Consider the following 26,312-nt stretch of genomic DNA (forward strand, 5'->3'; position numbering starts at 1 on the left):
CATGACTGCCCTGGACCCGAGAGCGCCGCTCGTGCTCGATACACGCGAGCTCGGCCGCCGCCCGGGGTCCGAGCGTCACGTGGAGCTGACGGTGCCGGCGCCGGCGGATCTTGGTATCGAAGTCCTCTCTGTCCCCGAGGGTTCGCCGGTCGAGTTCGACCTGCGGCTCGAGGCGGTCATGGAGGGTGTGCTGGTCACGGGGACGGCTTTTGCTGTCCTCGAGGGCGAGTGCGTGCGGTGCCTGGAGCCGATCGAGGACGAAGCCGAGGTCGACATCCAGGAGCTGTACGTCTACAACGACTCTCGTGACGGCCAGGCCCCTGACGAGGACGACGAGACCAGCCGGACCGAGGGCGATCTGATCGACCTCGAGCCGGTGCTCAGGGATGCGGTGGTGCTCGCACTGCCGTTCCAGCCGATGTGCCAGGACGACTGTCCGGGACTGTGCCCCGAGTGCGGGGCGCGGCTCGCGGACGATCCCGGGCACAACCACGGCGACAAGGTCGACCCGCGCTGGGCGGGGCTGGCTTCGCTGAATGATGAGCCCAGCAACTAGAGTTCGCCAGTAACTAGGCTTCAGTAGCCGGTCGAGATCCGACCGGCCGAATAAGAGGAGAAAACAGTGGCTGTCCCGAAGCGGAAGATGTCGCGCAGCAACACCCGTCACCGCCGCTCGGCCTGGAAGGCCGTTGCGCCGACCCTGGTGACGTGCGCGAACCCCGCCTGCGGCGCCAAGCACATCCCGCACCGTGCGTGCGGCGAGTGCGGCCAGTACGGCGCTCGCGCCGAGCGTCGCCAGGTCCTCTGATCTGACACGCGGTTAGTCTCCTGACCAACTACGCCGAGCTTCGCAAAGCGCTCGGGGATCCGATCCTGGACCCCGAGCTGCTTGAGCGTTCGCTCACTCACCGGTCCTACGCCTACGAGAACGGTGGCCTGCCCACCAACGAGCGCCTGGAGTTCCTGGGCGACTCGGTGCTCGGCGTCGTGGTCACCGAGACCCTGTATCGCATCCACCCCGACCTGCCCGAGGGCAAGCTGGCCAAGCTGCGGGCGGCAGTTGTGAACGCCCGCGCCCTGGCCGAGGTCGGTCAGGCCATCGGCCTCGGCCAGCACATCAAGCTGGGCCGTGGCGAGGAGGCCACCGGTGGGCGCGAGAAGGCGTCGATCGTCTCCGACACCGTGGAAGCGGTGATCGGAGCGGTCCACCTCTCCGGTGGCATCGAGGTCTCCACCGTCCTCGTCCACCGACTCTTCGACCCCCTCATCGAGGCGGCCTCCGACCTCGGCGCCGGGCTCGACTGGAAGACCTCCCTGCAGGAGCTCGCCGCCGAGCGTGCCCTCGGTGTGCCCGAATACGTCATCACCGACGAGGGCCCCGACCACATGAAGACCTTCACCGCGAAGGTCCGAGTCGGCGAGCAGCTCTACGGCAACGGCGTCGGCCGCTCCAAGAAGGAGGCCGAGCAGGCCGCCGCGGAGACGGCCTACGGCGAGATCCAGGCTGCGGCCTCTTCTTCCGCCTGAGACGGACTGTCCTTGCCTGAGCTCCCCGAGGTCGAGGTCGTACGCGCCGGCCTCGAGCGCCACGTACTCGGCGCGAGGATCGTCGCCGTCGAGGTCCTGCACCCCAGGCCCGTACGCCGCCACCTCGCCGGTGCCTCGGCCTTCGCCGAGGAGCTGAGGGGCCGCGTGCTCGTCGGCGCCCGTCGCCGCGGCAAGTATCTCTGGTTGCCGCTCGACTCCGGTGACGCCCTCATGGCCCACCTCGGCATGAGCGGCCAGATGCTCGTCCAGCCGCCGGATTCGCCCGACGAGCGGCACCTGCGCGTCCGGATCCGTCTCGACGGCGCCGCGGAGGGTCGGGAGCTCCGCTTCGTCGACCAGCGCATGTTCGGCGGCCTCTCGATCAGCCCCGGGGGAGCCGAGCTCCCGCCCGAGATCGTCCACATCGCCCCCGACCCGCTCGAGGCCGCCTTCGCCGCGGAAGCGGTCGTGGCCCGCGTACGCCGCTCATCGAGCGGCATCAAGCGGATCCTGCTCAACCAGACCGTCATCAGCGGCGTCGGCAACATCTACGCCGACGAGGCCCTGTGGCGCGCCAAGCTGCACGGCGAACGGCCGGGGGACCGGCTGACCGGCCCGAAGGTGCGCGAGCTGCTCGGTCACGTACGCGACGTGATGACCGAAGCGCTGTCCCAGGGCGGCACCTCCTTCGACGCGCTCTACGTCAACGTGAACGGCGAGTCCGGCTACTTCGAGCGGTCGCTCGCTGCGTACGGACGTGAGGGCGAGCCCTGCGATCGGTGCGGTGCCCCGATGCGCCGCACCGCCTTCATGAACCGCTCCTCCTACTTCTGCCCCACCTGCCAGCCGGCACCTCGAGTCCGCCGAATCCAGGGGTAAATAGCCCATCTGGGCTATTGCTCACGGCCCCTTCGGGGCCGCGAATATTGCAGCCCTGTGACGCTTCCGAAAATCGTCGACGAAAGTTAAGTGATCCGGATTCGGTTGGGTTAATCTCTCGGTCGTTCGTCCTGGGTGCAGCTCTGCACCAGCCGGGGGGCAGCAGACGACGCACCGCCTTGTTCGGGCTGGCGGTTTTGCCGGGTGGCGACGTGGTCATCCGGATCTCGGGGAAGACAAACCACGGCCCACCCATACCGGCACAGGCGTGAACCACACGCCCGCGCCATCGGGTTGGTCAACAGCTCGACAAGGACAACAGGTGGCTCCCCACAAGCTCGCCGTATCCGATCATGCGCCCACAACGCGCCCGCAGGATCTGGAACTACCGCAACCCCGCGTAGCCAACGCTCAGGCCGAGCAGACCCGCACCATCCCGGTCGCCATGGCCGCCGACCTCAACTACGCCAGGCCGCTGGCGGTGACGATCACCTCATTGCTGGAGAACGCGGCGCCGGCCACCAGCTACGACCTGAGGATCCTGGTAGCCGAGGAGTACCCCGAGGCGGTACGCCAGCAGTTCCAGAGCTTCGAGGCCCGCTACCCGGGCACGACGGTCACCTTCGTCGTCGTCGAGGCCTTCTCCGAGGTGACGGTTTCGACCTCACATCTCACGGTGCCGACGTACTTCCGCCTCGAGTTGCCCGACCTCTTCCCGGACCTCGACACGATCATCTACCTCGACTCCGACATCGTTGTCGAGAGCGACCTGGGCGAGCTCTATGGGCACGACGTCGAGGATGCGTACGTCGCCGCCGTCCCTGCCGCGACCTATCACCTGCGCGGCGACGAGGTCGCCCAGAAGATGGGCCTGCCGTCCTTCCGGCGCTACATCAACGCCGGAGTCATGCTGATGAACCTGCGGCGCATGCGCGAGGACGGGCTCGTGGAGAGGTTCATGGAGCTCTCCACGCAGGAGTTCGACTCCGACGACCAGGACATCATCAACATCGTCTGCTACGACGGGATCCATCATCTCCCGCTGCGCTTCAACCTGATGACGAAGTACGGCCCGAAGAGCTTCGAGGACTTCTGGTCCCGGCCCGCCACCCGTCTGGTGTGGACGACGGCCGAGTATGAGGAGGCGATGCGCTCGCCGGTCGTCATCCACTTCGCCGACAAGCGCAAGCCGTGGATCGATGCCGGCGCCGACTTCGCCGAGCGCTGGTGGCACTACGCCTCGCTCAGCCCGATGGGCGCCGAGATCATGAGTGCCTATCTCTCCGGTGCGGTCGAGACCGCCGCCGGCTTCACCACGGGGCTTCGGACCCGGCTGCGGAACCGGGTGGTCCACCTCGAGCATGAGCTGGAGGGTCGAGAGAAGGCCCTCGAGGCCACGCTGCGCTCGGTGACCTTCCGTGTCGGGTCCTTGGTGACCGCCGCTCCTCGCCGGATCAGGAACTCGATCAAGCGGTGAGTCACTAGCCACACCCATGCCCATGGCGTGACGTCACGCCCTCGCGTCAGCGAACACTGCTTCGATGTTTCGGATCAAAGGAAATCTCCCACGGTGAGCTCGATCAAACTCCTCCTCGCGTACCACAAGCCCGACGTCCTGCTGAAGGACGACATCCTGACCCCGATCCACGCTGGTCGGGCACTCGCCCGTCAGCGGCTGCCGGAGGACAGCGAGGACCTCAAGTGGCTCCTCGAGAACTCCACCGGTGACGACACCGGTGACAACATCTCGGAGAAGAACGCCTCCTACAACGAGATGTCGGCCCTCTACTGGGCCTGGAGGCACTATGAGGAGCTCGGCGACCCCGAGTACGTCGGCTTCATGCACTATCGCCGGCACTTCATGTTCAAGGACGGCGACCGGACCGAGTACGAGCTGACGAACCTCGGTGCTCCGGAGTACCTCGGTGAGACGCTCGGCTACAGCCGCGAGGTGCTCGAGGAGATCCTCGCCGACTGCGACTTCGTCTACCCGCGACCGCACTTCCGCAAGACGGTGCGCGACCACTTCGAGCGCAACCACCACATCGAGGACCTCGACACCGCGGTGGCGATCATCGGGGAGCGCTTCCCGGACTTCGCGGCATCCGCGGAGGCGTACCTCGCCGGTAACAAGGCCATCTTCTGCAACATGTTCATCATGCCGAAGGCGATGTACTTCGAGTATGCCGACTTCATGTTCACGACCCTCGAGGAGCTCGAGGTCCGTGCCGACATGGAGGGCAAGCGGATGTTCGTCTCGGAGTGGCTGACCGGGATCTTCATCACCGAGATGCTCGCCCGGGGACTGCGCGGCCGTGCCCTGCCGCGTACGACGGCCGAGGGTCCGCACACGATTCCGGTGGTCATGGCTGCCGACCTGAACTACTCCAAGCCGCTCGCGGTGACGATCACCTCACTCCTGGAGAATGCCCAGCCGAACACCAGCTACGAGGTGAACGTGCTGGTGGCCGAGGAGTATCCCGAGGACGTACGCGACAAGCTGCTCAGCTTCGAGACCACCTATCCCGGCACGAAGATCAACTTCGTCGTGGTCGACAGCTTCAAGGACATCACGATCACGACGTCGCACGTGACGGTCGAGACGTATTTCCGGCTGATGATCCCCACGCTCTTCCCCGAGCTCAAACGGTGCATCTACCTCGACGTCGACCTGGTGGTCGAGCGCGACCTCACACCGCTGTTCCGTCAGGTGCTCGACGACAAGTACCTCGCCGGCGTGTACGCGGCCAGCTACCGCGTGGAGACGGACGAGAAGGCGGCGCAGATCGGGCTGCCCTCCTACGACCGTTATGTCAACGCGGGCGTGCTCCTGATGAATCTGGAGAAGATCCGCCACGACGGCCTCGTCGAGAGGTTCATCGAGCTGTCGACGAAGGGTTTCGAGTCCGACGACCAGGACGTCCTCAACGTCGCCTGTTACGACGGGATCCTCTCGCTGCCCTTCCGGTTCAACGTGATGACCAAGTACCTGCCGCAGAACTTCAACGAGTTCTGGGGGTGGACGGGCGTCAAGGAGAGCTACTCGAAGGACGAGTGGGAACAGGCGATGAGCTCGCCGGTGATCATCCACTACGCCGACAAGCGCAAGCCTTGGAAGGACGCCTCGACGGACTTCGCCGACCGCTGGTGGCATTACGCCGCGCTGAGCCCGGTACGCGACGAGATCTCTGCGGCCTACCTCGCGGACGCGATGTCGACCTCCACCGAGCGGATCGTCAGGTATCGAGGTGATCTGGTCGAGGCGCGTCGGGCGCGCCGCCGAGCAGAGGACCAGTCCCGCAAGGCGGGGGAGACGGCCGAGTACCAGGACGCGGTGCTGGCGTCCGTGCGGCTCGAGCGGGAGGTCAGGCAGCTCAAGCGCGCGGTGCGAGACCGCGATCGCGAGCTCGCGGACACCCGCGGCTCGGTCTCCTTCAAGGTCGGACGCGCCGCGACCATGCCGCTTCGCAAGGTGCGTGACGGGAAGCGCCGAGCAGGTGAGGAGGCTCCCGCGGCGGAGCAGTCGGCGCGGGTGAACCCGACTGCCGGCGGGCCGGGCGCGAGGCCTGCTGGGAAGGACCTCGAGCTCCGCCCGATGCCCGCAGCCCCGGAGCCGGCCGACCAGTCCGGCGGCATCAAGCGGCTCTACGCACGAGCGATGCCAGCCTCGAAGCACCAAGCGGCAAGCACTGCCGACGAGCAGCGCCGGCTGATCCGACGCGGCTACCGCGACGTCGAGGCCAAGCAGGTGGAGCTGGGTAGGTCGATGGCGCACCTGGAGAACATGCTCGAGGAGGTCGTCGGCCTGGTTCGTGCCTCCGAGCGCATGACCGTGGGGACCATCGAGGACGCCTCGATGCGTACGCTCGACGCCATCGTCCAGTCCAGCGAGTCGCTCGCCAAGATGGTTGGGGAGGCGAGCGACGAGATGGAGAAGCTCGCGCTCGTCAGCAAGCAGGTCGAAGAGCTCGCCGAGCGCACGGAGGACGTCTACGGCAAGGCCCTGGGCGCGGCGCGCTCGTCGAGCGAGGCAGCCTGGGCGGCGAGGTTCCACGACGGCGTCTCAGCGAGCCCGTGGCTGGAGGGAACGGCACTCGCCCCGGGCCGTCGGCCGGCCGGATACCCGTTCCTCATCGCCCTTCACCGGATCCTCGAGGAGATGCGACCGTCCGCCGTTATGGAGCTCGGTCTCGGCCAGGCGACCACGATGACGGCACAGTACGCCGCGAGTCACCCGGACGTCCGGCACCAGGTCATCGAGCACGACCAGGGATGGATCGAGGCGTTCGGCGAAGGAACCGAGCTGACGAGCACCACCATCACGGCTCTCGGCCTGGAGAGCGCGAGCTTCAGGGGCGACTCCGTCGTCCGCTATCGGGACTTCGACCAGGCGACGGAGGAGACCACCTCCGACCTGGTCATCGTCGCCGGGCCGGTGGAGGACGAGGACAACGTCTACACGCGGATCGACGTTCTCGATCTGATCCCGCAGCGTCTCTCGGACCGGTTCGTGATCGTTCTCGACGACTACGACCGACCGGCCGTGACCCGCACGGCCGATGCCATCTTGACCGCACTCCGTGATGCCGGGATCGATGCCGTGGCGGAGACCTGCTCCGGCACGAAGACGGTCTGGCTCGCGATGTCGCCCGACCTGCGAGAGCTGGGTCTGATCTGATGGCGGAGCGCGAGATCCGACTGAGCGTCGTCCTGCCCGCGTTCAACGTGCAGCAGCACCTCGACCAGTGCATGGAGAGTCTGGTTCGGCAGACGCTGACGGGCGTTGAGTACATCTGCATCGACGACGGCTCCTCGGACCGCTCGCTGCGGATCCTGCGGGACTATGAGCGGTACGACGCCCGGTTCCGGGTGATGTCGCAGGCCAACGCCGGAGTCGCAGTGACCCGGAACCGGGGCATCGCCGAGGCACGCGGCAAGTACGTCGCGTTCATGGATCCGGACGACCTGTATCCAGAACCGACGACGCTGCAGAAGCTGTGGGACGCCGCCGAGACGCACGGCGTCGCCATCGCCGGCGGATCATGGAGCGAGCAGCACCCGACCTGGGTGCGGACGAAGTTCGAGGGCATCTACGACAAGTACACCTTCGAGCGCGACGAGCTGCTGACGTACGCCGACTACCAGTTCGACTACGGGTTCCATCGGTTCATCTACTCGCTGGACCTGCTGCGCACCCACGACATCGGGTTCCCCGAGCTCATCCGCTTCCAGGATCCGCCCTTCTTCGTCCGCGCGATGGTGGCGGCCGGGGAGTTCTACGCACTGGCGGAACCGACGTACCGCTACCGGTGGGGTCATCAGAAGCTCGACTGGAACCACCGCCGAACGCTCGCGGTCCTCGCCGGCCTCCAAGACGTTCTCAGAGACGCTTCCGACAATGGTCTGGATGACTTGAGGGAACTCGCCTGGTGGCGGCTGACCACGGAGTACCGCTCCCGCTTCACCGCGCGCATCCTCCTCGGCGACGTCAAGATCCTCGAGACGCTGATCGAGTGCATGAAGTGGGCGCCGTCCGAGCAGGCGGCCGCCGAGATCTCGACCATGATCGCCGAAGGTCACCCCTCGGTGACCGAGGCCCGAGCGGGGTAGGGCGCCGATGCCACGCAAGAGCCTGATGCCGGGTCACCCCAGGATCGATGAGAGGGTCGCGGGTCTGACCAGGGGCGACTCGGTCGTCTACCACCGCGAGCACGACTCCGTCCTCGCCACCGCGTTGTGCCGCGCGCTCGGAGCCGAGTACGAGGTCGTTACGGTCCGCAGCGCCGAGGCGTTCCGCCGGCTCCTGGACGGCGCCGACCCGCGGGACGTCTTCGTCGCTGACGGCCGGCCCAAGGACAGGCCCAAGGACAGGCGGCTGATCGGTGCCGCCGACCTGCTCGCCGAGCTCCTGATCACTCGCGGTGAGTCGATGGACGCACCGGAGTGGCTGCGGGACAGGATCGAGGAGGACGAGGCGTACTTCAGCTTCGGGGACGAACGCCCTGACGAGGTGCTGTATCTGTGCGGCACCCTGGGATGGCCCTCGGGCTTCTTCGCCGAGTACCTGCATGCGCTGAACCAGGTCGTGCACGCGCGCAAGAACGACTTCGTCCCGGTTGTCGACTGGCAGACGTACGAGAGCAACTTCGCCGCCGGTCGTGACGACTTCATGACCCGAAACGCCTTCAACTACTTCTACGAAGACGTCAGCGGCGTGAGCGTCGCGGACGCCTTGCGGGCGAAGCACGTCATCGTGTGTCACTCGCGGCGTCCGACGGTCGTCTCGACACGACGCATCTTCCTGGACGACGAGTTCCGCGAGATGGTCCGGGACCGGTTCGGGGACTGCTTCCGGCGTACGTCTGCGCTGCAGGCCGTGATCGACATCGTCCGCGAGAGCCACCTGCCCGAGCCGAGAGGCAAGGTGCTCGCGGTCTACGCGCGTGGCATGGAGTTCCGCAGGATGGCCCCCGACTCACCTCACCTTCGGGGTCACGAGCTGCAGCCGTCGATCGATCAGGTGATCGCCCAGACGCGGGACTTCCTGACCCGCCATGACATCGACACCGTCCTGTTCGCCTCCGAGGACCGGCAGTACTGCGAGTCCATGGTGAAGGAGTTCGGGGACCTTGTGACGGTGCTCCCGGTCGTGCAGGTCGACTACGACCCCGACGTCTCCATCCCGTACCTGGTCGCCCGCTACCCGAAGAAGGGAACGGCGCAGAACCTGACGAGCCTCTACCGCTACGTGGCGTCCCTGACGGTGATGTCCGAGGCCGACTACTTCATCTCCGGGATCAACTCGGGCAGCGTGTACGTCGCAACTCGAGGTGACTTCGAGGAGATCTTCACCTTCGACATCGGACTGGCCGGAAAGGACCTCCCACGGTGACAGGTGCTCGCTGGGTGAGAGGGCTGCTGCGGGGCAGGCCGACGCTCAGCGTGGTCGTGCCGGTCTACAACGTGGCGGAGTACGTCGAGAAGAGCCTGCGCAGCATCCTGGACCAGCCGCGGAGCGAGATCTCGAAGCTCGAGGTGATCGTCGTCGATGACGGCTCGACCGACGGGTCGGCGCAGATCCTGCGGCGGCTTGCCGCCGAGGAAGCCTGCGTCACCGTCATCACCCAGCCGAACTCGGGAGTCTCCCGCGCGCGTCACACCGGGATCGACGCGGCGACAGGAGAGCTGCTGACGTTCGTCGACCCTGACGACACCCTGCCGCACGATGCCTGGTCGGCGATGGTGCGGTCGCTGCGACGTACGGGCTCGGACTTCGCGGTCGGTGCGGCCGAGCGGGTCGCGGTCGAAGGCGGGGTGGAGCGCAGGTTCACGACACCGCTGATGCGTCGCAACCACGCGGAGGAACGGCTCAGGTGCCGGATCGAGGACGCGCCGTTGATGCTCGCCGACATCTTCGTGTGGAACAAGATCTTCCGGCGGTCGTTCTGGACGGAGAACGCGATCGCCTTCCCCGAGCGCACTCGCTACCAGGACCAGGTCGCCCTCACCCAGGTGTTCCTCGCCGCCGACTCCTTCGACGTCATGACGGAGATCGTCTACGACTGGCAGGTCCGGTCCGACCGGTCCTCGGCGACGCAGCGGCGTGCGCAGATCGCGAACCTCGTCGAGCGGATCGACACCAAGCGCCAGACCGTCGAGCTCGTACGCGCGGCCGGCTCGGCGAAGCTCATGGAAACCCTGCTCGTCGAGGTCCTGCCGATCGACATGTGGGAGCACTTCCGCGCGGCCGTCCACCCCGACACCGAGGACCCGAGCCGCTACTGGAAGCTGCTGCGCGGCGCCGTCCTGGAGTTCTGGTACGACGCCGGGGTTCCGTTCGAGAACACGGCGGTCCCACGTGCCCAACGGCTGATGGCGTGGCTGGTCGCCCAGGACCGTGCCGAGGACCTCGTCGCGCTGATCGCGATGATCGACAGGTACGGCGCCCGGGCGGCCTTTCGGCAGCATCCGTGGCGCAACGATCCGGCGCTGCCCCCGGATCTGGGCAACATCGAGCAGGTCGGTGGGAGTGCCCTGCTGACGCGGCAACCAATGCGTGGATAGGCTCGGCCCCGTGCGAGAACGTTTCCGGTTGACCCCAGGCGGTCGTTACCCCCACGAGCCTTGGTTCCACATCGGTTCATTGGGGGTGACCACGACGTGGCTCGTGGTCTTCGCGAGCATCGTCGGGCTGATCCTCTTCGCCGTGATGGGTGGACAGGGTGTGCTGGCCGGGCTGGCCCTGATCCAGCCCAACCTCGCCGAGCTCAAGCTGTGGACGCTGTTCACCTGGCCGTTCGCCTACCCGCAGTTCAGCATCTTCGACGTCCTGGCGATCTTCTTCTTCTGGTACTTCGGCTCCGACCTCGAGCGGAACGAGCTCGGCAAGGTTCGGTTCGCCTGGCTGCTGGTGGCGTTCACCGGGGTGCTCTCGTTCCTGGCTGTCCTCTTCGGCGCGGTGCTGGACCCGACGTACGTTCTCGCCGGTCTCGGGATGCTCGAGATGATGGTGGTGCTGCTGTGGATCGCGCAGTGGCCCGACCGGATGTTCATGTTCAACATCCCGGCCTGGCTCTTCGGCGTGATCCTTGTCGGCATCCAGCTGATCCAGTACCTCGGCTACCGCAGCTGGGTGATGCTGCTGGTCTTCGTCGTCGGCCTCTTCGTCAACGCCTTCGTGGCGCGTCAGTTCGGGCTGCTCGACCGGTTCCCCTGGATCCCGCAGGTGGCTGGCGGCCCGGGCCAGCCGAAGCCGGCGAAGCCCGCCAAGGCCAAGAAGCGTAAGTCGGGCCCGACCGTTGTCACCGGTCCCTGGGAGTCCTCGACCGTCTCCAAGGACGACCAGCGGATGGATGAGCTCCTCGACAAGATCCACGCCGAGGGGGCCGACTCGCTGACCAGCAAGGAGAAGAAGGAGCTCATGCAGCTGCGGGAGCGCCGACGCCGCGGCTGAGGCGGAGATCAGCCGAAGTTGAGTGCGATCCACTCAAGTTTCGGCCGTATTCGCGGTGAATGCATGGTCGGAGGTCCCGGCTTTGGACGCGTGACGTTGACGCTTGTCGATAACGGTGTCACTCTTGTAGACGGCCCGGTATCGCGGGAACTTCTAGTGATTCCAACGAAGGAAACGTATTCATGGCGAAGGCGCTGATCGGTTACATGAGCAGCGACCTGCGGACTCCCGCCCACCTCACCGCCGAGAATGCTCGGTTGCGTGCACGTGTGCGTGAGCTCGAGGATCTCGTTCTCACTCTGAAGACGGAGAACGACGCTCTGGTCGCGGCTCACACCGCAGACCTGGACACCTCGATGCAGGAGATGCAGCCCGCCTGACCTGCGGGCAACTCTGCAACACCATGAGCGAGAGCCATTTCTCGTTCAGGGGGAACCGACTCTGGTATTCAGGGTCGGTTTCAGCCTTTTCGGGGTCTCGACGAGCTCGACCACCGGGGTAGATGGTCGCCGAGCGTTCACCTCAGGTTCGGCCGATGGGCGTCGGGGACAACCCGGCGTCGCTACGCTCGCGCGGTTCGCCGCCGTCGGCGGCCCGTTTCGTGATCCCCCAGGAGCTCTCCGTTGTCCTCGTTGCGCCATCACCCGGTCCTGCGGTCCGCGGCTCGCCGCCTTCCCGCCCCGCTCAAGGAGCAGATCAGGGCGGCGCTGGCCCGCCGTGAGCGACGGGGCCGCAAGCCGGTCATCGGTCTCGCCGGGTTCTTCGGGGCGGGCAACTACGGCGACGAGCTGTTCCTGTCGGTCTACGAGCAGTACTTCGGCGAGGAGTTCGAGCTGCGGGTGCTGGCCGACAACATGACCAAGCCCTACTACGACCGGCCGCTGCCCGAGATCGTCGACGAGGTGGACGCCATCCTCATCGGGGGCGGGGACATCCTGCAGTCGTGGCAGGCGGACCCGCGCTACTTCAACCACAAGATGCTGGCCAAGCCGGTCTTCGTGGTCGGTGTCGGGGTCCCGATCTACCGCAACACCGAGATCAAGCCCCACATCATCGAGAGGCACAAGAAGTTCCTCGAGCACCCGAACGTGAAGTTCATCGGCGTACGCGACCAGCCGACCGCCGACTGGATCCTCGACAACATCTCCGCCGACCTCGACATCAAGGTCGCTCCCGACATGGTCTGCTCGCTGGACCTCCCTCCGGCGGCCAAGCCCGAGGGGGCGCCGATCCTCGGCGTGGTCACCCGCTACCGGCCCAACCTGGACGAGCCCGACGACTACTCACGCGTCGAGGAGATGGCCGGCAAGGCGATCGCGGAGGGGTGGCGCGTACGTCACCTCATCCTCGGCACGATGGAGGTCGGTCGCCGCGACGTGGCCAACGCCGACGACCTCGACATCCCGGGCAAGGAGGTCGTCTACACCGAAGACCTCGACGAGCTCACCCGGGCGATCGGGGAGTGCACCGCGTTCGCGAGCATGAAGTTCCACGGCTCGGTGGTGGCCACGATGTACGGCGTGCCGTCGATCGTGATGATCGCGACCAACAAGAACCGCAACTTCATGAAGCGCATCGGGCTGGAGGCCAACGTCTCCGCCTTCGACGCCGCCGACCTGGCCGAGCGGTTCACCGAGCGCGTCATCCCGGACCCCGAGGCGGTCGCTGGTCTGCGTACGGCCGCGGACGCCCATCTGCGGGAGCTGCGGGCCGAGGTGAAGCGGACGTTGGGGCTCTGAAGATTCCGCTGGTCGAGCCGCGAGCGCCAGCGAGCGTGTCGAGACCAACACGGTCCTATCGAGCCTGAGCCGACCGTGTTGGTCTCGACACGCCTCCGCCTAGCGGCTCCGGCGGCTCGACCAGCGGGCTCGACCTCGAGGTCCCCAGATCGACAGGCCCGGCGGGTTATCCTCGACCCGCTGGGGTTCCCCTGAGCAGCGGCGATTAGATTTGCTGGCTCACCTCAGCCACGCTGATGTGTTGCGAACTGTGTACGACCACGTGGTCCTGAGCCGGGGGAGAAGCCGATGTACCTCAAGCGTCTGACGCTGAAGGGTTTCAAGTCGTTCGCCTCCGCGACGACCCTCGAGCTCGAACCAGGGATCACCTGCATCGTCGGCCCCAACGGCTCGGGCAAGTCCAACGTGGTCGACGCGCTCGCCTGGGTCATGGGTGAGCAGGGTGCCAAGAGCCTGCGTGGCGGCAAGATGGAGGACGTCATCTTCGCCGGTACGGCCGGGCGCGCCCCGCTGGGCCGCGCCGAGGTCTCGCTGACCATCGACAACACCGACGGGGCGCTGCCGATCGAGTACGCCGAGGTCACCATCTCGCGCACGATGTTCCGCAACGGCGGCTCGGAGTACGCCATCAACGGACAATCCTGCCGGCTGCTGGACGTCCAGGACCTGCTCAGTGACTCCGGTATCGGCCGCGAGATGCACGTCATCGTCGGCCAGGGCCAGCTCGACACGATCCTGCGCGCGACCCCGGAGGACCGCCGCGGCTTCATCGAGGAGGCCGCCGGCGTCCTCAAGCACCGCAAGCGCAAGGAGAAGGCGCTGCGCAAGCTCGACTCCACGCAGGTCAACCTGGACCGGCTCCAGGACCTGCTCGTCGAGATCCGCCGCCAGCTCAAGCCGCTCGGCCGCCAGGCGGAGGTCGCCCGGCAGGCGCAGACGGTGCAGATGGACGTACGCGACGCCAAGGCCCGCATCTACGCCGACGACCTGGTCACCGCCAAGACCGAGCTCGACAAGGAGCTCGCCGACGAGGGTGCGCTGCTGGCCCGGCGTGCCGAGGTCGAGGAGACCATCACGGAGGGACGGGAGCAGGAGGCCGTGCTCGAGGCGGCGCTGCGCGAGGACCTCCCGGCGCTGGCCGCCGCCCAGGAAACCTGGTTCGCGCTGAACTCGCTGCGCGAGCGGCTGCGAGGCACCCAGTCGCTGGCCTCCGAGCGGGTGCGCAACGCGGCCGGCTCCGAGGACCTGGAGGTGCGCCAGGGGCGCGACCCCGAGGAGCTTGAGGCCCAGGCCGAGGTGGCGCGCGAGCAGGAGGAGACCGCCGACGCCGAGGTCGAGGAGCTGCGCTACTCCCTCGAGGAGGCCGTCGAGTCTCGTAAGGAAGCGGAGGATGCGGCGGCCGAGGAGGAGCGCCGGGTCAAGGGGCTCGAGCGCGCCGCCGCCGACCGTCGCGAGGGGCTGGCCCGGTTGACCGGTCAGGTCAACGCGCTCAAGTCGCGGGCCGCTGCCGCCGATGACGAGGTCGGGCGCCTGACCGCTGCTCGTGAGGAGGCGCTGGCGCGCGCCGAGCGGGCCCAGCGCGACTTCACCGCCCTGGAGACCAAGGTCGCCGGGCTGGACGCGGGGGAGGAGGGCCTCGACGCCGAGCACGAGGCCGCCGCCGCGGCCCTCGACGACATCGAGGAGCGACTGGCCAAGCTGCAGGCCGAGGCGCAGCAGGCCGACCGTGACCGCTCCACCCTGGCCGCCCGCAAGGACGCGCTGGAGATGGGTCTGAACCGCAAGGACGGCGCCGGCGCGCTGCTCGGTTCCGACCTTCCCGGGGTGCTGGGGTCGGTCGCGTCGCTGCTGGCGGTGCGCTCCGGCTACGAGGCCGCGATCGCGGCGGCGCTCGGCACCGCGTCGGATGCGGTCGTCGTCGAGTCCGCGGAGCGTGCCGTCGGGGCGATCGAGCACCTCAAGGCCGAGGACCTCGGCCGCGCCGGGCTGCTCCTGGGCGGCTCGCCCGGGGAGACCGGCGGTTGGCCGGCGCTGCCCTCCGGCGCCGAGTACGCGCTGGACGTGGTCGAGTGCCAGCCGGTGCTGCGGCCCGCGGTGGCGCGGCTGCTCGACAAGGTCGCGGTGGTCGAGGACCTCGCCACCGCTCAGGCGCTCGTGGGGGAGGACCCCGAGGTCACCGCGGTGACCCGTGAGGGCGACCTGATCGGCGCCCACGTCGCCTCCGGCGGCTCCTCCAGCGTGCCCAGCCTGATCGAGGTGCAGGCCGCGGTCGACGAGGCCACCGCCCAGCTCGCCGAGGCCCACGCGGTCTCCGAGCGGGCCACGTTCGAGACCTCCCGGCTCGAGGCCGAGCGGCTGGCCGCGCAGAAGCGGGTCGACGTGGCGCTGGCCAAGCTGCACGAGTCCGACGCGACCCTGGCCGCCGTGGCCGAGGAGCTCGGCCAGTTCGGGGCGCAGTCGCGTGCGGCTCGCGGCGAGGCCGAGCGGCTGCTGGCCGCCGTCGAGCAGGCGCAGGAGGCGCGCGAGAACGCCGTCGCCGGGCTCGCCGAGCTCGAGGAGCGCCTCGCGATGGCCGAGGAGGACCCCGAGGACGAGCCCGACATCGGCGCCCGCGACGAGCTGGCCCAGGCCGCCCGCGACGCACGACAGCGCGAGATGGACGCGCGGTTGGCGCTGCGTACCTCCGAGGAGCGCGCCCGCGCGCTGGCAGGCCGCGCCGAAGGGCTGCTCCGCGCCGCCCGTCAGGAGCGTGAGCAGCGCGCCAAGGCGGCCGCCCGCCGTGAGCAGATGCGTCGCGAAGGCGAGGCCGCGCGAGCGGTCGGCACCGCGGTGGCGTACGCGCTGGACCGTCTGGAGCTCTCGGTGCAGCAGGCCGCCCGGGCCCGCACCGAGATCGAGGAGTCCCGCGCCGGACGTGAGCAGGCGCTGCGCGAGTGCCGCTCGCTGCTGCGCAACCTCGGCAAGGAGCTCGAGGAGCTGGTCAACTCCGTCCACCGTGACGAGATGGCCCGCGCACAGCAGCGGATGCGGATCGAGCAGCTCGAGGAGCGGATCCTCGAGGAGCTCGGCCTCGACGCCGAGGCGATCGTGAAGGACTACGGCCCCGACCAGCTGGTCCCGCAGCACCCCGACGAGGACGGCAACGAGCGCGAGCCGATCCCGTACGTCCGTGCCGAGCAGGCCAAGCGGCTCAAGATCGCCGAGAAGAACCTGCGTGCGCTGGGCAAGGTCAACCCCCTCGCCCTCGAGGAGTTCGCCGCCATGGAGGAGCGCCACAAGTTCCTCACCGAGCAGCTCGAGGACCTCAAGCAGACCCGCAAGGACCTCCTCGACATCGTCAAGGAGGTCGACAACCGCGTCGAGCAGGTCTTCACCGAGGCCTGGGAGGACGTACGCGTCGCCTTCGACCACGTCTTCGCGCGGCTCTTCCCGGGAGGTGAGGGCAGGCTCGTGCTCACCGACCCGGACAACATGCTCACCACCGGCATCGAGGTCGAGGCGCGGCCGCCGGGCAAGAAGGTCAAGCGGCTCTCGCTGCTCTCCGGTGGCGAGCGGTCCCTGGTGGCCGTCGCGTTCCTGGTCTCGCTCTTCAAGGCGCGCCCCTCGCCGTTCTACATCCTCGACGAGGTCGAGGCCGCGCTCGACGACACCAACCTCGGCCGGCTCCTGGAGATCTACGAGGAGCTGCGCGAGTCCTCACAGCTGCTCGTCATCACCCACCAGAAGCGCACCATGGAGGTCGGCGACGCCCTCTACGGCGTCACCATGCGCGGCGACGGTGTCACCACCGTCATCTCGCAGCGCCTCCGCGACGCCCAGCCTGCCTGACTCACGCCTGACGCGTTGGCCGCGACGGAACGACGATCCGAGCGCTGATGCGCCAGCCGCTGGCCGTTCGCACCACGTCGTCCTCGTAGACGACCGTGCCCGTACGTCCGTTCGCCATGACCGAGAGCCCCTTGGAGCGCACGCTGGCCCGGTCGTCGCGGTCGGGATCGGCTGTGACTATCACGTTGGTGACGTGGTGACCGACGGGCTGGTCGCCGGGCCCGGAGGCGAAGAGCTCGATGAGCGCCGGCAGCCCCGTGACCACCCCTAGGCCATAGGCGGTCACGTCATACGACGCCTCGGGCGTCATCAGCAGCCCAAGATCTTCGGAGCGCCCGTCGTCGGCCAGGTGGCCGTGTAGGGACACCAGCTCGTGGATGGCCAGCCGGTCCGCGGTCGTGAGTGGCATCTGGGCTCCTGAGCTCCATGGAAGAATCTGGATATGACTCACCCTAAACGGGGCGCACGCCCCGTTTCAAGCGCTCCGCTCCGTGCGGACGCGGTCGCCAACCGCGCGAAGGTGGTGGCCGCGGCGCGCGCCGCGTTCACGACCGAAGGGCCTGACGTGTCCCTTGACGAGATCGCCCGGCGTGCCGGTGTCGGTGCAGGCACCGTCCACCGGCACTTCGCCACCAAGGCCGATCTGGTCGAGACGGTGCTCGCGGCGGCGGTTGAGGATCTCGTCGCCACGGCGTCGTCGTACGCAGAGTCCGACGACCCCGGCACGGCCCTGCGTGCCTTTCTGGTGCACCTGGTCACCGAAGGAGCGGCGACCCACGAGCTCGCCGCCCGCCTGCGGGTTCGTGCCGGCGACATCGACACCGCGGTGTCCGGTCCGGTCGCTGACCTCGATCGCGCGATGGCTGTCCTTCTGTCTCGTGCTCATAACGCGGGCGTTGTCCATGCGGACGTCGACGAGCGCGACCTGACCGCGATCGTCGCGGCCGCGCACGCGGCTTACGTCCATCCCCTGGGCGGCGAACGCGCGGTGGCACTGGTGCTGCGAGCGCTCGACTGATACGGCACTTCCGGAGGGACGCTCCTCCTGTCACCCCTGCTCGCGGCTCAGCGGCCGCGGCGGCAGGTGCGGGTGAGGCTGGAGGTCGACGCGGCGTACGCCGCAGACTGCGCAGCGCACGTAGACGACTTGGCCCTCCGAAGTCTGATGGCTGGACTCGGTGAGCCAGCCGTGGTCGTGGGTGGCGTCCGTGCGCCGGGACTCCTCTGTTGCGCTGTCGGTCATGATCACCACTGTGCTGTAATGGTCTTATGCATCTCAACCCTTACGGTGAGTACGCCGTGCTCATGGCCGCCTCGCTCGCCGACGACTGGCCCGAGGACCGGGTCGGGATCGAGGCCCGGACCCGGGAGTTCGGGATGACGATGGACTTCGCTGAGTCTCCAGACGACCACAGGCGTACCCGGCTGGTGATCGATGAGTGGCTTCGCGTCGTCGATGCGTCGGAGCCGGGCGAGAGGGCGCGGTTGCTCAACGAGCTGATGGCGCAGGCGACTGCGTACCCGAGGCTGACCGACCATGGGCGGGAAGGGTGGCACATCCACTACCGCGACGACGTCAACGATTCGCTTCCCGACGTGCTGCGAGCGGTGATCAGCGTGGGCACGGCGCTGCACCTGACCACTCGGGGCATCCATCGCCTGAGCCGGTGTGCTGCCGGGGAGGTCGAGGGGGATCCATGCGCTGCGGTGGTCGTGGACGTCACCCGCAACGGACGGCAGCGCTACTGCTCGGTCCGCTGCGCCAATCGCGCCGCGGTCCGCCGGCACCGCGCCCGGCGCTCGCTGACCCCCCACTGATCAGAGCTGTCAGGTCGAGTCGCTGACGGCTGGGGCTGGCGCGAGGCACACTGACCCCATGAAGTCCGTGTCCGACGGAGGCCGCCCCGAGCTGCGGGTGCGCCTTGCGGCGGAGACCGCGAGCGTGCCTGGTGCGCGCAGATTCGTCACCGACGGGCTCGTGGAGTGGGGGCGCGGGCATCTCGTCGACGATGCCGCCCTGTGCGTCACCGAGATGGCGGCGAACTCCGCCCTGCACAGCGGCAGCCCCTATATGCACGTCCGTCTGCGTGACCTCGAGCCGGGCGTACGGCTCAGCGTCGAGGACGACGGCGCGCTGGTCCCGCTCCCGGCAGTGGCCCCTCCTCCCCTCGAGAGCCAGGGCACCACCGGGCGCGGGTTGGCGATCGTGTCGGTGCTGGCGGAGTCGTGGGGGATCGAGGAGCGCGTCGAAGGGCGACGGATCTGGGCCGAGCTCGCCGGCGACGGCGTCGAGCACGACGTACGGCCTCCGATGGTGGAGTACGGCGAGCAGGCGATGCCGGAGCCGGCCGCCCTTCCCGCGGACTGGGTCACCGTGCGGCTCCCCGCCTGCCCGGTGCAGCTGGGGCTCCAGATCGACCAGCGCCTCGACGATCTCGTCCGTGAGCTCCAGCTCATCGACTCCAAAGACGGCCCGACCCCGCCGCGCGAGCTCGGCGAGCTCATCGAGCGTCTGGTGACGCGACCGGCCTTCGCGCGGCACATGGGCCGGCGTACCGCCCTGGATGCAGCCGCGGCGGGCCTGGAGTATGTCGACATCGAGATGACCCTCCCTCGTGAGATGGCCCCGATGCTGCGTGAGCTGCTGGCCGCGGACAACCTGGCCGACGAGCTCAGCGAGACCCACCAGCTGCTCACCCTGCGCTCCACGCCGGAGATGGTCTCGCTGCGGACCTGGTTCACCGAGAGCATCGTCGGCCAGGCGGAGAACGACGCCGACCCGGTGCCGTACGACGAGTGGGCGAAGGCGAGAGACGGCGCTGGGTGACGGTTGATCAGGCCTTTGGGCCCGACGACGGTTTCCGCCGAGGCCGAAGGGCAAGAGCGGATATTGACGAGGTTCCCGCGCTTGTCTACTCCACTGGGCGCGGGGACGCCATAGCAAGGCTCTGGGTACCTGTGAATGCAGGTGCGGCGATCTCCGAGTCTGGCGCGGGACAAGCCGCGATGCCGACCTCGAGCAGAGCGCCCAGCCGTCCGTCATGATCGGGGCTGGCGCTCGCCACGACCCCATCGACGGCGCACTGGACCATCGTCGGCGCGCAACGCCTGGCGAAGGTCTTGGCGTCGATCCGGCTTCGGATCCCAAGACGATCGACCCAGGCAACCGCGCCAGGAACCATCGCGAGCGCGAGCTGGGTCTCCCGCCGGGTGGCCGCCAGATCGGGCTCGGCATCCGCGCACAAACGCTCAGCTTGAAGCAGCCCAGCTGCCAGCGGGCGCTGCTTCGCTTCGGGGACGTCGGAGATGGCCTGCGCCGCTACTGCGACCGCGACCGCGAGCCATGTCCGGTCGTTTCCGCGTCGGCCCACGACCGAGGGGATGAGTGGTGCCAGCTGCTGGCGTCCGCCGTCGCTGGTGTGATCGTTCACCAGCCTTGCTAGATGGGCGAGCAAGGGATGAGTGCAGGACGGATGATCGCTCCACCGCTCACCGGCGAGCACCGAGGCGAGCTCCATGAAGCATGCGCCGCGTCGTGGCGTTCGATGCCGGCCAGGTGACAGGACCGGGATGCCGTCGGGAATGCGTGAGGGCTTCATCGCAACCTCCTACTCCGAGCATGCGCCGACGCGCGGCCGCGATCAACCCCGGCTCTCAGGGTCGGGTGTTACCAGCGCACCGACGTACGGTCTCCTGGTTTCGATGAACCGCGGTGCGGGTTGGCCCGTGTACCTGGTATGAGACCTTCTACTTTCTTCCTGGCTAGGGCCGTACTTGCGGCTGCTGCCACGGCACTCTTCGCCGCGGGTTGCGGCAGCGACGACGGCGCGGATGGATCGGACGCCGGCGGCGGATCAGCGCTCGTTTCTGTGGCCGAGGTCGACGACACCGACGTGCTCACCGATGCCGAGGGGCACACGCTCTACACCGCAGAGGTCGAGAAGGATGGACAGATCCACTGCGTCGACACCTGCGCGGATTTCTGGGAGCCGCTCGTCGCGTCCGACGCCGACGTCGACGCGGCGAACTCCACGCTTGACGGCAAGTTCGGGATGGTGGAGCGTCCCGACGGATCGTCACAGCTGACGTACGACGGCCTGCCGCTGTACACCTTCGTCGAGGAGGGCGCCGGCGAGCTCCAGGGTGACGGCTTCACGGATGATTTCCAGGGCACCCAGTTCGTGTGGGCGGCGGCGCGGACCGACGGGTCCTCGGCCCCGTCGGAATCGTCCACGCCGGATGACAACGGAGGCGGCTTTGGCTACTGACGTGTAGCCAAGGACGGACGTCCGCTCGAGGGCCACCAGGAGGGGTGGGTTCGATGAACCATCGATGAACCCGTGATGAAGGCATGCAGGGAAGCCGTCTGAGTGGTCAAGGTGGGTTCTTTTGCCTGCCTAGAATCCTCCGGTCACCGGCCAACCGGGGCACCGGCGAGACCTTGTCTCGGCGTTCGGGGGATCGTCACGGTTAAGTACTTTGAGGACCCCCCACATGCCTTCGACCCTGCTGTCGTTCCCCTACTACCGGAGCAACCCCTACCTCACGATGCTCACCGTGGCACCGCGGGCGGCGGGCTGGGACGTGGTCGAAGGAGTGCAGGGGCTGCACCGGCTCGAGGCGCGCGCGGAGCACATGGGGCGGGGAGACGTGCTCCACGTCCACTGGACCTCGCCGGTGACCGCCGGCTGCGAGAGCCTCGAGGACGCGTGGGCCAACGCGGCCCGGTTCGAGGACGTGCTGAGCGGCCTGCGCGATCGTGGCGCCGACGTGCTGTGGACGGTGCACAACTCGATCGCCCACGAGGCCGACTACGTCGATGTCGAGCTCGCGGTCGCCAAGGCGCTGGCGAGCTACGCGTCCCGGATCATCCAGCTCAACCCGGCGACCGTCGAGGAGACCGCGGCCTACTACGCGCTCCCGCCGGACAAGGTTGTCGACCTGCCGCACTCGTCCTACCTCGGCGTCTACCCAGATGGCGGTGACGACGCCGCCTCGCGCGAGCGCATCGGGGTCCCGCAGGGGGTGCCGACGGTCGGCTTCATCGGTCAGATCCGGGCGTACAAGGGCCTTGACGTGCTCTGCCGGGCGGTGGAGATCGCGGCCGAGCAGGTGCCCGACCTGACCTTCGTCGTGGCCGGCAAGGTGGTGCCCGCCTCCGACGTGGAGACGGTCGAGGAGATGCTCTCGGCGCCCAACATCGTCAAGCGGCTCGGGTTCGTCGAGACCGCCGACTTCGCCGACTGGATGCGGGCCAGCGACGTCGTGGCGCTGCCGTACCGGCGCATCCTCAACTCCGGCTCGCTGCTGGCCGCCGGCACCTTCGGCCGCACCGCACTCATCCCGGCGGACACCCCGGTCGCGCGGCAGTTCGCCGACCAGCCCTGGGTGGTGACGTATGCACCGGAACCCGATGAGCCGGTGGCGCTGGCCGCGGCGATCCTGGAGGCCCTGGACGGGCAGGAGTCGCGGCATCGGGCCGCGCATGAGTTCACCCGTGCGTACACGCCCTACGACATGTCGCGCGACTACCTGCGGCTGCTCGACGAGCTGGCCGGCGATCTGGAGGGTGCAGCCCGATGACCACGCCTGAGCTCTCCGTCGTCGTCCCGACGCACGATGTCGGCCTGTGGGTCGGCGAGCTGCTCTCCTCGATCCTCGAGGACCAGTCCACGCCTGCCGAACCGGTGGACCTCGAGGTCATCGTCGTCGACGACGGCTCGACCGACGAGACGTTCGAGATCGCCGAGGCGTACGCCGCCCGCGACCGGCGCCTGACGGTGGTCCGCTCGCCCGGGAAGGGCGGGGGACAGGCGCGCAACCACGGTGTCTCGCTGGCGCGCGGCCGCTTCCTCGCGTTCGCGGACGGTGACGACCTGGTGCCCCGCGGGGCGTACGCCGCGATGCTGCGCAAGACGCGGGAGACCGGCTCGGACATGGTCGTCGGCCGGTTCTTCAAGCTCTTCAGCGACCGGGTCTGGTGGCCGGTGCGGGCGTGGCCGGCGTTCGACGAGGAGCGCACCCTGGTGAGGCTGGCCGATGCGCCGTCGGCCCTGCGCAACCGCGCCTGCTGGAACCGGGTCTTCCGGCGCGACTTCTGGGACGCGGCCAAGATCTCGTTCCCCGACGCCTCGCGGTCCAACGACATCGAGCCGATGGTCCACGCGCTGACCACGGCCCGCTTCGACATCGTGACCGAGACGGTCTACGTCTACCGGGACCGGCCCGGGCCGGGGTCGATGACGGCGAAGTCGCACTCGCCGGCGGGGATCATCAGCTACTTGGAGCAGGAGCTGCGCTGTGCCCGGCGGATCGTCGCGCTCGGCGACCCGGAGGTGCGCGCGGAGTACGCCTCGCTGATCTTCGACGCCGACGGCTGGATGGCGATCGTCCGGGCGCTGCGGGGGATGGCGGCGATCGACCCAGCCGCGCTCGAGCCGGCGCGGGTCCTGGTCGCCGAGCTGATGGCGCTCTTCGACGACGGCGTCGTCGACGACCTGGAGCGCGACAAGCGGTGGGGCTGGCGGCTGGTCGAGTCGGGTCAGTGGGCGACCGCGGCCCGGCTGATCGGCGAGGACGTCCGCTGGGGCGACCGGGCGGTCGCCGACATCCTGGAGACGCTGCAGCTGGTCGCCGACAGCGGCGTGGTGCCGCTGCGTACGCTCCAGCGGCCGCTGGTCAACGCCGTCGCGACGATCTCACTGGGCGACGAGACGCTCGTCGGGGACGACCTCGCCGACCTGGTGCTCAAGCACCGCGACCTGTTCACCGCGGTCGCCGAGGCGGTCAGGGCCGGCGACGCCGGCGAGGCGCCGGGCTGGCGGCTCGGCCGGATCATGGCGGCCCTCGACGAGGGCCCGGAGCTGCTGCGCCAGGTGGTCTCGGGCGCGACCGACCCGGTGACCGCCACCTCGCTCTCGCTCGTCGACGGCCGCGCGCACCTGCACCTGGCTCACACGATGGTGGGGCCCGCTAGGCTCCGCGTCGTGTTTCTCCACGACCGCCGGCGCCGGACGCTGGACTACGACGCCACAGAGCTCGCCTCCGGCAGCCTCGAAGTCGCGCTGCCGACCGCAGCGCTCTCGGGCGGTCGCTGGCGGATGCGGTTCGAGGGCCGCGACGCGCTGGGCGAGTTCGACGGGCCGGTGGTCATCCATGAGGACGTCATCGGCGAGCGGATCGGCGAGCGTGCTCAGATCGTCGAGCTCGACGGCCGCCCGCGCCACGGGATCGAGATCCCGCTGACCTTCGGCGAACGGGGCGTCCGCAAGGCCCGCCGCGTGGCGGGCCGGATCGTCCGCGGGGTGCGCCGGTGACCGCAGTCGCCGTCGCGCCCGCCAAGGACGGGCAGCCTGGGCAGGACGGGCAGCCGGTTCGGGACAAGCGGCTCGAGATCCAGGCGCTGCGTACGACCGCTGTGCTCGGTGTCGTGCTCTTCCACCTGTGGCCGGGGGCGATCCGCGGCGGGTATGCCGGGGTCGACGTCTTCTTCGTCATCTCGGGCTTCCTGATCACCTCCCACCTGGTGCGGGAGGCCGCCAAGCCCGGCGGGGTACGGCTGGGCGCCTTCTGGGCGCGCCGGATCCGGCGGCTGCTTCCGGCGGCGCTGCTGGTGCTCTTGTGCAGTGCGGCGGCGACGTACGTCCTGGTGCCGGAGGCGCTGTGGCAGCAGTTTCTGCGGGAGACGGTCGCGGCCGCGTTCTACGTGGAGAACTGGCAGCTGTCCTGGGCCGCGGTCGACTACCTCGCCGCCGAGGACCCGCCATCGCCGGCGCAGCACTACTGGTCCCTCTCGGTCGAGGAGCAGTTCTACTTCATCTGGCCGCTGCTGATCGTCGCCGTGGCGCTCCTGACCCGGCGACGGCCGAAGGCGCGGCTGACGGCGATCCGGGCGGTCTTCCTCGCCGTCTTCGTGGTCAGCTTCGCGGCCTCGGTCTATGTCACCGCGATGGACGGCGCCGACTCCTACTTCGTCACCTACGCGCGCGCCTGGGAGTTCGCGGTCGGCGGTCTCGTCGCTGTGCTGCCGCTCTCCCTCAAGCGCGTGCCCGGGCGCTGGGCGCCGTACGCAGCGGTGGCCGGCTGGCTCGGGGTGCTCGGCGCGCTGCTGCTCTTCAACGACTCGCTGCCGTTCCCGGGCTGGGTGGCGCTGCTGCCGGTCGTCGGCACCGCGCTGGTCATCTGGGCGGGCGCGCCCCGCGGCCTCGGGCTTTGGGTCGTCGGCCATCCGCTCGTGCAGTGGATCGGGACGGTCTCCTACTCGCTCTATCTGTGGCACTGGCCGCTCGTGGTCGTGCTCCCCGAGACCGGCCCCGTGCTCGGCACCTGGCTCCGCGAGCCGCTGATCCTCCTGGTCACCATCGGCCTCGCGGCCCTGACCTACCGGTTCGTGGAGACGCCGTTCCGCACCGGACCGATCCTGGGGACCACCCCGCGGGCCATCCTCTTCGGGGTGCTCGGAGCGGCCCTGGTCGCCGCCGTCGCGGTTCCCGGGATCCTGCATGGACGCAACCTGGTCGAGGAGAGTCGCGCTCAGGCTGAGGCGCTCGCATCGGGAGACACCGAGTGCTTCGGTGCCGCCGACCTGATGGAGGGGTGCCGGAACCCGGAGCTCGACGGCGTGCTTCTCCCTGCGCCGATCGCCCGTAAGGATGACACCGGCCGGGCCTACCGGTGCTATCTCCCCGAGATCGAGACGTACGCCGCCGACGCCCGCCCCAAGGTCTGCCACCTCGGCTCCGACGACCCGGATGCGCTCCGGGTCGCGCTGGTCGGTGACTCGCACGGCGCTTCGCTGATCCCCGGCCTGACCCGGGTCGCCGAGAGCTCAGGTTGGTCGGTCGACACGTTGGTCGCCAACGGCGGTGGGCTGCTCCCGGCCACCGCGGGTGACCCGCGCCGCGCCTACCGCGAGGCGCTGATCGAGCAGCTCGACCAGGAGGCGTACGACGTCGTGCTGGTCACCCAACGCCGCAATCCGAACCTCGCGGCCGGCAAGCCGGACCCGGCCGCCGACCAGCTCGCGCAGGCCTGGAAGCCGATCCTCGAGCGGGGCACGAAGATCGTCGCGCTCGCAGACAACCCGTACCTCACCCCCGAGGCGGCGACCTGCCTCGACGAGATCGAGACGCTCGCGGACGCCGGCGCGTGCGAGATGACCCGCCAGGAGGCGTACGCCACCTCTGACCCGCTCGCCGAGGCGGTTCGCCTGGCAGGGCCGGGCGCTTCGCTGATAGACCTCTCTGCGGCCTACTGCGACGAGGACCGGTGTCCCCTGGTGGTCGGCCACGTGCAGGCCTATCGCGACCGGAGCCACATCACCGCGACCTTCTCGATGACGCTGGCGCCCTATCTGGTCCGTGCGGTCGAGGACGAGCTCTAGGATC

At 68.8% G+C, this 26,312-nt stretch carries 23 protein-coding genes; 20 read left to right on the plus strand and 3 right to left on the minus strand.

The features are described 5' to 3' along the window. Position 1 precedes the first annotated feature (1 nt). The 13 genes from OG801_RS23655 to smc all read left to right on the plus strand — a co-directional run bounded on the left by OG801_RS23655 (position 2) and on the right by smc (position 16,926). The gene (locus OG801_RS23655) at positions 2-556 is read left to right on the plus strand and encodes a YceD family protein (RefSeq protein WP_355020110.1); all 555 of its coding nucleotides are present in this window, start codon (positions 2-4) and stop codon (positions 554-556) included. 66 nt (positions 557-622) lie between these two features. Next, positions 623-808, plus strand: coding sequence for a 50S ribosomal protein L32 (gene rpmF / locus OG801_RS23660; protein WP_008358292.1), 186 nt, complete (start codon positions 623-625; stop codon positions 806-808). Positions 809-828: 20 nt separating this feature from the next. Continuing rightward, positions 829-1,527, plus strand: coding sequence for a ribonuclease III (gene rnc / locus OG801_RS23665; protein ID WP_355020137.1), 699 nt, complete (start codon positions 829-831; stop codon positions 1,525-1,527). A 12-nt stretch (positions 1,528-1,539) separates the two neighbouring features. After that, complete coding sequence (gene mutM, locus OG801_RS23670; protein ID WP_406031630.1) at positions 1,540-2,406, plus strand: bifunctional DNA-formamidopyrimidine glycosylase/DNA-(apurinic or apyrimidinic site) lyase; 867 nt, start codon at positions 1,540-1,542, stop codon at positions 2,404-2,406. A 322-nt stretch (positions 2,407-2,728) separates the two neighbouring features. Further along, a complete protein-coding gene (locus OG801_RS23675) occupies positions 2,729-3,883 on the plus strand; it encodes a glycosyltransferase family 8 protein (RefSeq protein WP_406031631.1) in 1,155 nt (384 codons plus the stop codon). Positions 3,884-3,976: 93 nt separating this feature from the next. Continuing rightward, entirely contained in the window at positions 3,977-7,084 is a 3,108-nt protein-coding gene (locus OG801_RS23680; protein ID WP_406031632.1) for a DUF4422 domain-containing protein, read from the plus strand. After that, positions 7,084-8,016: a glycosyltransferase family 2 protein gene (locus OG801_RS23685; RefSeq protein WP_406031633.1), complete on the plus strand. Its 933-nt coding sequence runs from the start codon at positions 7,084-7,086 to the stop codon at positions 8,014-8,016. The genes OG801_RS23680 and OG801_RS23685 overlap by 1 nt, the downstream gene beginning before the upstream one ends. 7 nt (positions 8,017-8,023) lie before the next feature. Next, entirely contained in the window at positions 8,024-9,298 is a 1,275-nt protein-coding gene (locus tag OG801_RS23690; protein ID WP_406031634.1) for a hypothetical protein, read from the plus strand. Positions 9,299-9,312: 14 nt separating this feature from the next. Continuing rightward, positions 9,313-10,470: a glycosyltransferase family 2 protein gene (locus tag OG801_RS23695; RefSeq protein ID WP_406031635.1), complete on the plus strand. Its 1,158-nt coding sequence runs from the start codon at positions 9,313-9,315 to the stop codon at positions 10,468-10,470. Positions 10,471-10,555: 85 nt separating this feature from the next. Then, a complete protein-coding gene (locus OG801_RS23700) occupies positions 10,556-11,359 on the plus strand; it encodes a DUF6576 domain-containing protein (protein WP_355020103.1) in 804 nt (267 codons plus the stop codon). A gap of 182 nt (positions 11,360-11,541) precedes the next feature. Beyond that, positions 11,542-11,739, plus strand: a complete 198-nt coding sequence (locus OG801_RS23705) for a hypothetical protein (RefSeq protein ID WP_141803713.1) — start codon at positions 11,542-11,544, stop codon at positions 11,737-11,739. Between the two features lie 243 nt (positions 11,740-11,982). Next, positions 11,983-13,098 carry a polysaccharide pyruvyl transferase family protein gene (locus OG801_RS23710; protein ID WP_406031636.1) on the plus strand — a complete coding sequence of 372 codons (1,116 nt, stop codon included), beginning with the start codon at positions 11,983-11,985 and terminating at the stop codon, positions 13,096-13,098. 288 nt (positions 13,099-13,386) lie between these two features. Then, positions 13,387-16,926 (plus strand): chromosome segregation protein SMC, encoded by a 3,540-nt coding sequence (gene smc / locus OG801_RS23715; protein WP_406031637.1) that lies wholly within the window; start codon positions 13,387-13,389, stop codon positions 16,924-16,926. A 1-nt stretch (position 16,927) separates the two neighbouring features. Here the strand turns inward: smc and OG801_RS23720 are convergent, their stop codons facing one another. Then, positions 16,928-17,335: a nuclear transport factor 2 family protein gene (locus OG801_RS23720; RefSeq protein ID WP_406031638.1), complete on the minus strand. Its 408-nt coding sequence runs from the start codon at positions 17,333-17,335 to the stop codon at positions 16,928-16,930. Between the two features lie 33 nt (positions 17,336-17,368). Here OG801_RS23720 and OG801_RS23725 point away from each other — a divergent pair, with 33 nt between their 5' ends. After that, positions 17,369-17,944: a TetR/AcrR family transcriptional regulator gene (locus tag OG801_RS23725; RefSeq protein ID WP_406031639.1), complete on the plus strand. Its 576-nt coding sequence runs from the start codon at positions 17,369-17,371 to the stop codon at positions 17,942-17,944. A gap of 30 nt (positions 17,945-17,974) precedes the next feature. On the opposite strand, the gene OG801_RS23730 is transcribed toward OG801_RS23725, so the two are convergent. After that, on the minus strand, positions 17,975-18,169 hold the full coding sequence (locus OG801_RS23730; RefSeq protein ID WP_406031640.1) for a hypothetical protein: 195 nt from the start codon (positions 18,167-18,169) through the stop codon (positions 17,975-17,977). A 26-nt stretch (positions 18,170-18,195) separates the two neighbouring features. On the opposite strand from OG801_RS23730, the gene OG801_RS23735 reads away from it, so the two are divergent. Together OG801_RS23735 and OG801_RS23740 are read left to right on the plus strand one after the other, a co-directional pair. After that, the gene (locus OG801_RS23735) at positions 18,196-18,744 is read left to right on the plus strand and encodes a CGNR zinc finger domain-containing protein (RefSeq protein ID WP_406031641.1); all 549 of its coding nucleotides are present in this window, start codon (positions 18,196-18,198) and stop codon (positions 18,742-18,744) included. Between the two features lie 58 nt (positions 18,745-18,802). Beyond that, the gene (locus OG801_RS23740; protein WP_406031642.1) at positions 18,803-19,753 is read left to right on the plus strand and encodes an ATP-binding protein; all 951 of its coding nucleotides are present in this window, start codon (positions 18,803-18,805) and stop codon (positions 19,751-19,753) included. A gap of 85 nt (positions 19,754-19,838) precedes the next feature. Here the strand turns inward: OG801_RS23740 and OG801_RS23745 are convergent, their stop codons facing one another. Continuing rightward, positions 19,839-20,525, minus strand: a complete 687-nt coding sequence (locus OG801_RS23745) for a hypothetical protein (RefSeq protein ID WP_406031643.1) — start codon at positions 20,523-20,525, stop codon at positions 19,839-19,841. A gap of 138 nt (positions 20,526-20,663) precedes the next feature. On the opposite strand from OG801_RS23745, the gene OG801_RS23750 reads away from it, so the two are divergent. The 4 genes from OG801_RS23750 (at position 20,664) to OG801_RS23765 (ending at position 26,308) form a co-directional block, all read left to right on the plus strand. Continuing rightward, positions 20,664-21,194: a hypothetical protein gene (locus OG801_RS23750; protein ID WP_406031644.1), complete on the plus strand. Its 531-nt coding sequence runs from the start codon at positions 20,664-20,666 to the stop codon at positions 21,192-21,194. 226 nt (positions 21,195-21,420) lie between these two features. Beyond that, complete coding sequence (locus OG801_RS23755; RefSeq protein ID WP_406031645.1) at positions 21,421-22,509, plus strand: glycosyltransferase; 1,089 nt, start codon at positions 21,421-21,423, stop codon at positions 22,507-22,509. Beyond that, positions 22,506-24,242 carry a glycosyltransferase family 2 protein gene (locus tag OG801_RS23760; RefSeq protein ID WP_406031646.1) on the plus strand — a complete coding sequence of 579 codons (1,737 nt, stop codon included), beginning with the start codon at positions 22,506-22,508 and terminating at the stop codon, positions 24,240-24,242. Before OG801_RS23755 ends, OG801_RS23760 begins: the two co-directional genes overlap by 4 nt. After that, positions 24,239-26,308, plus strand: coding sequence for an acyltransferase family protein (locus OG801_RS23765; protein WP_406031647.1), 2,070 nt, complete (start codon positions 24,239-24,241; stop codon positions 26,306-26,308). Before OG801_RS23760 ends, OG801_RS23765 begins: the two co-directional genes overlap by 4 nt. Positions 26,309-26,312 lie beyond the last annotated feature (4 nt).

This window comes from Nocardioides sp. NBC_00163, assembly GCF_045206295.1.
GTDB lineage: Bacteria > Actinomycetota > Actinomycetes > Propionibacteriales > Nocardioidaceae > Nocardioides.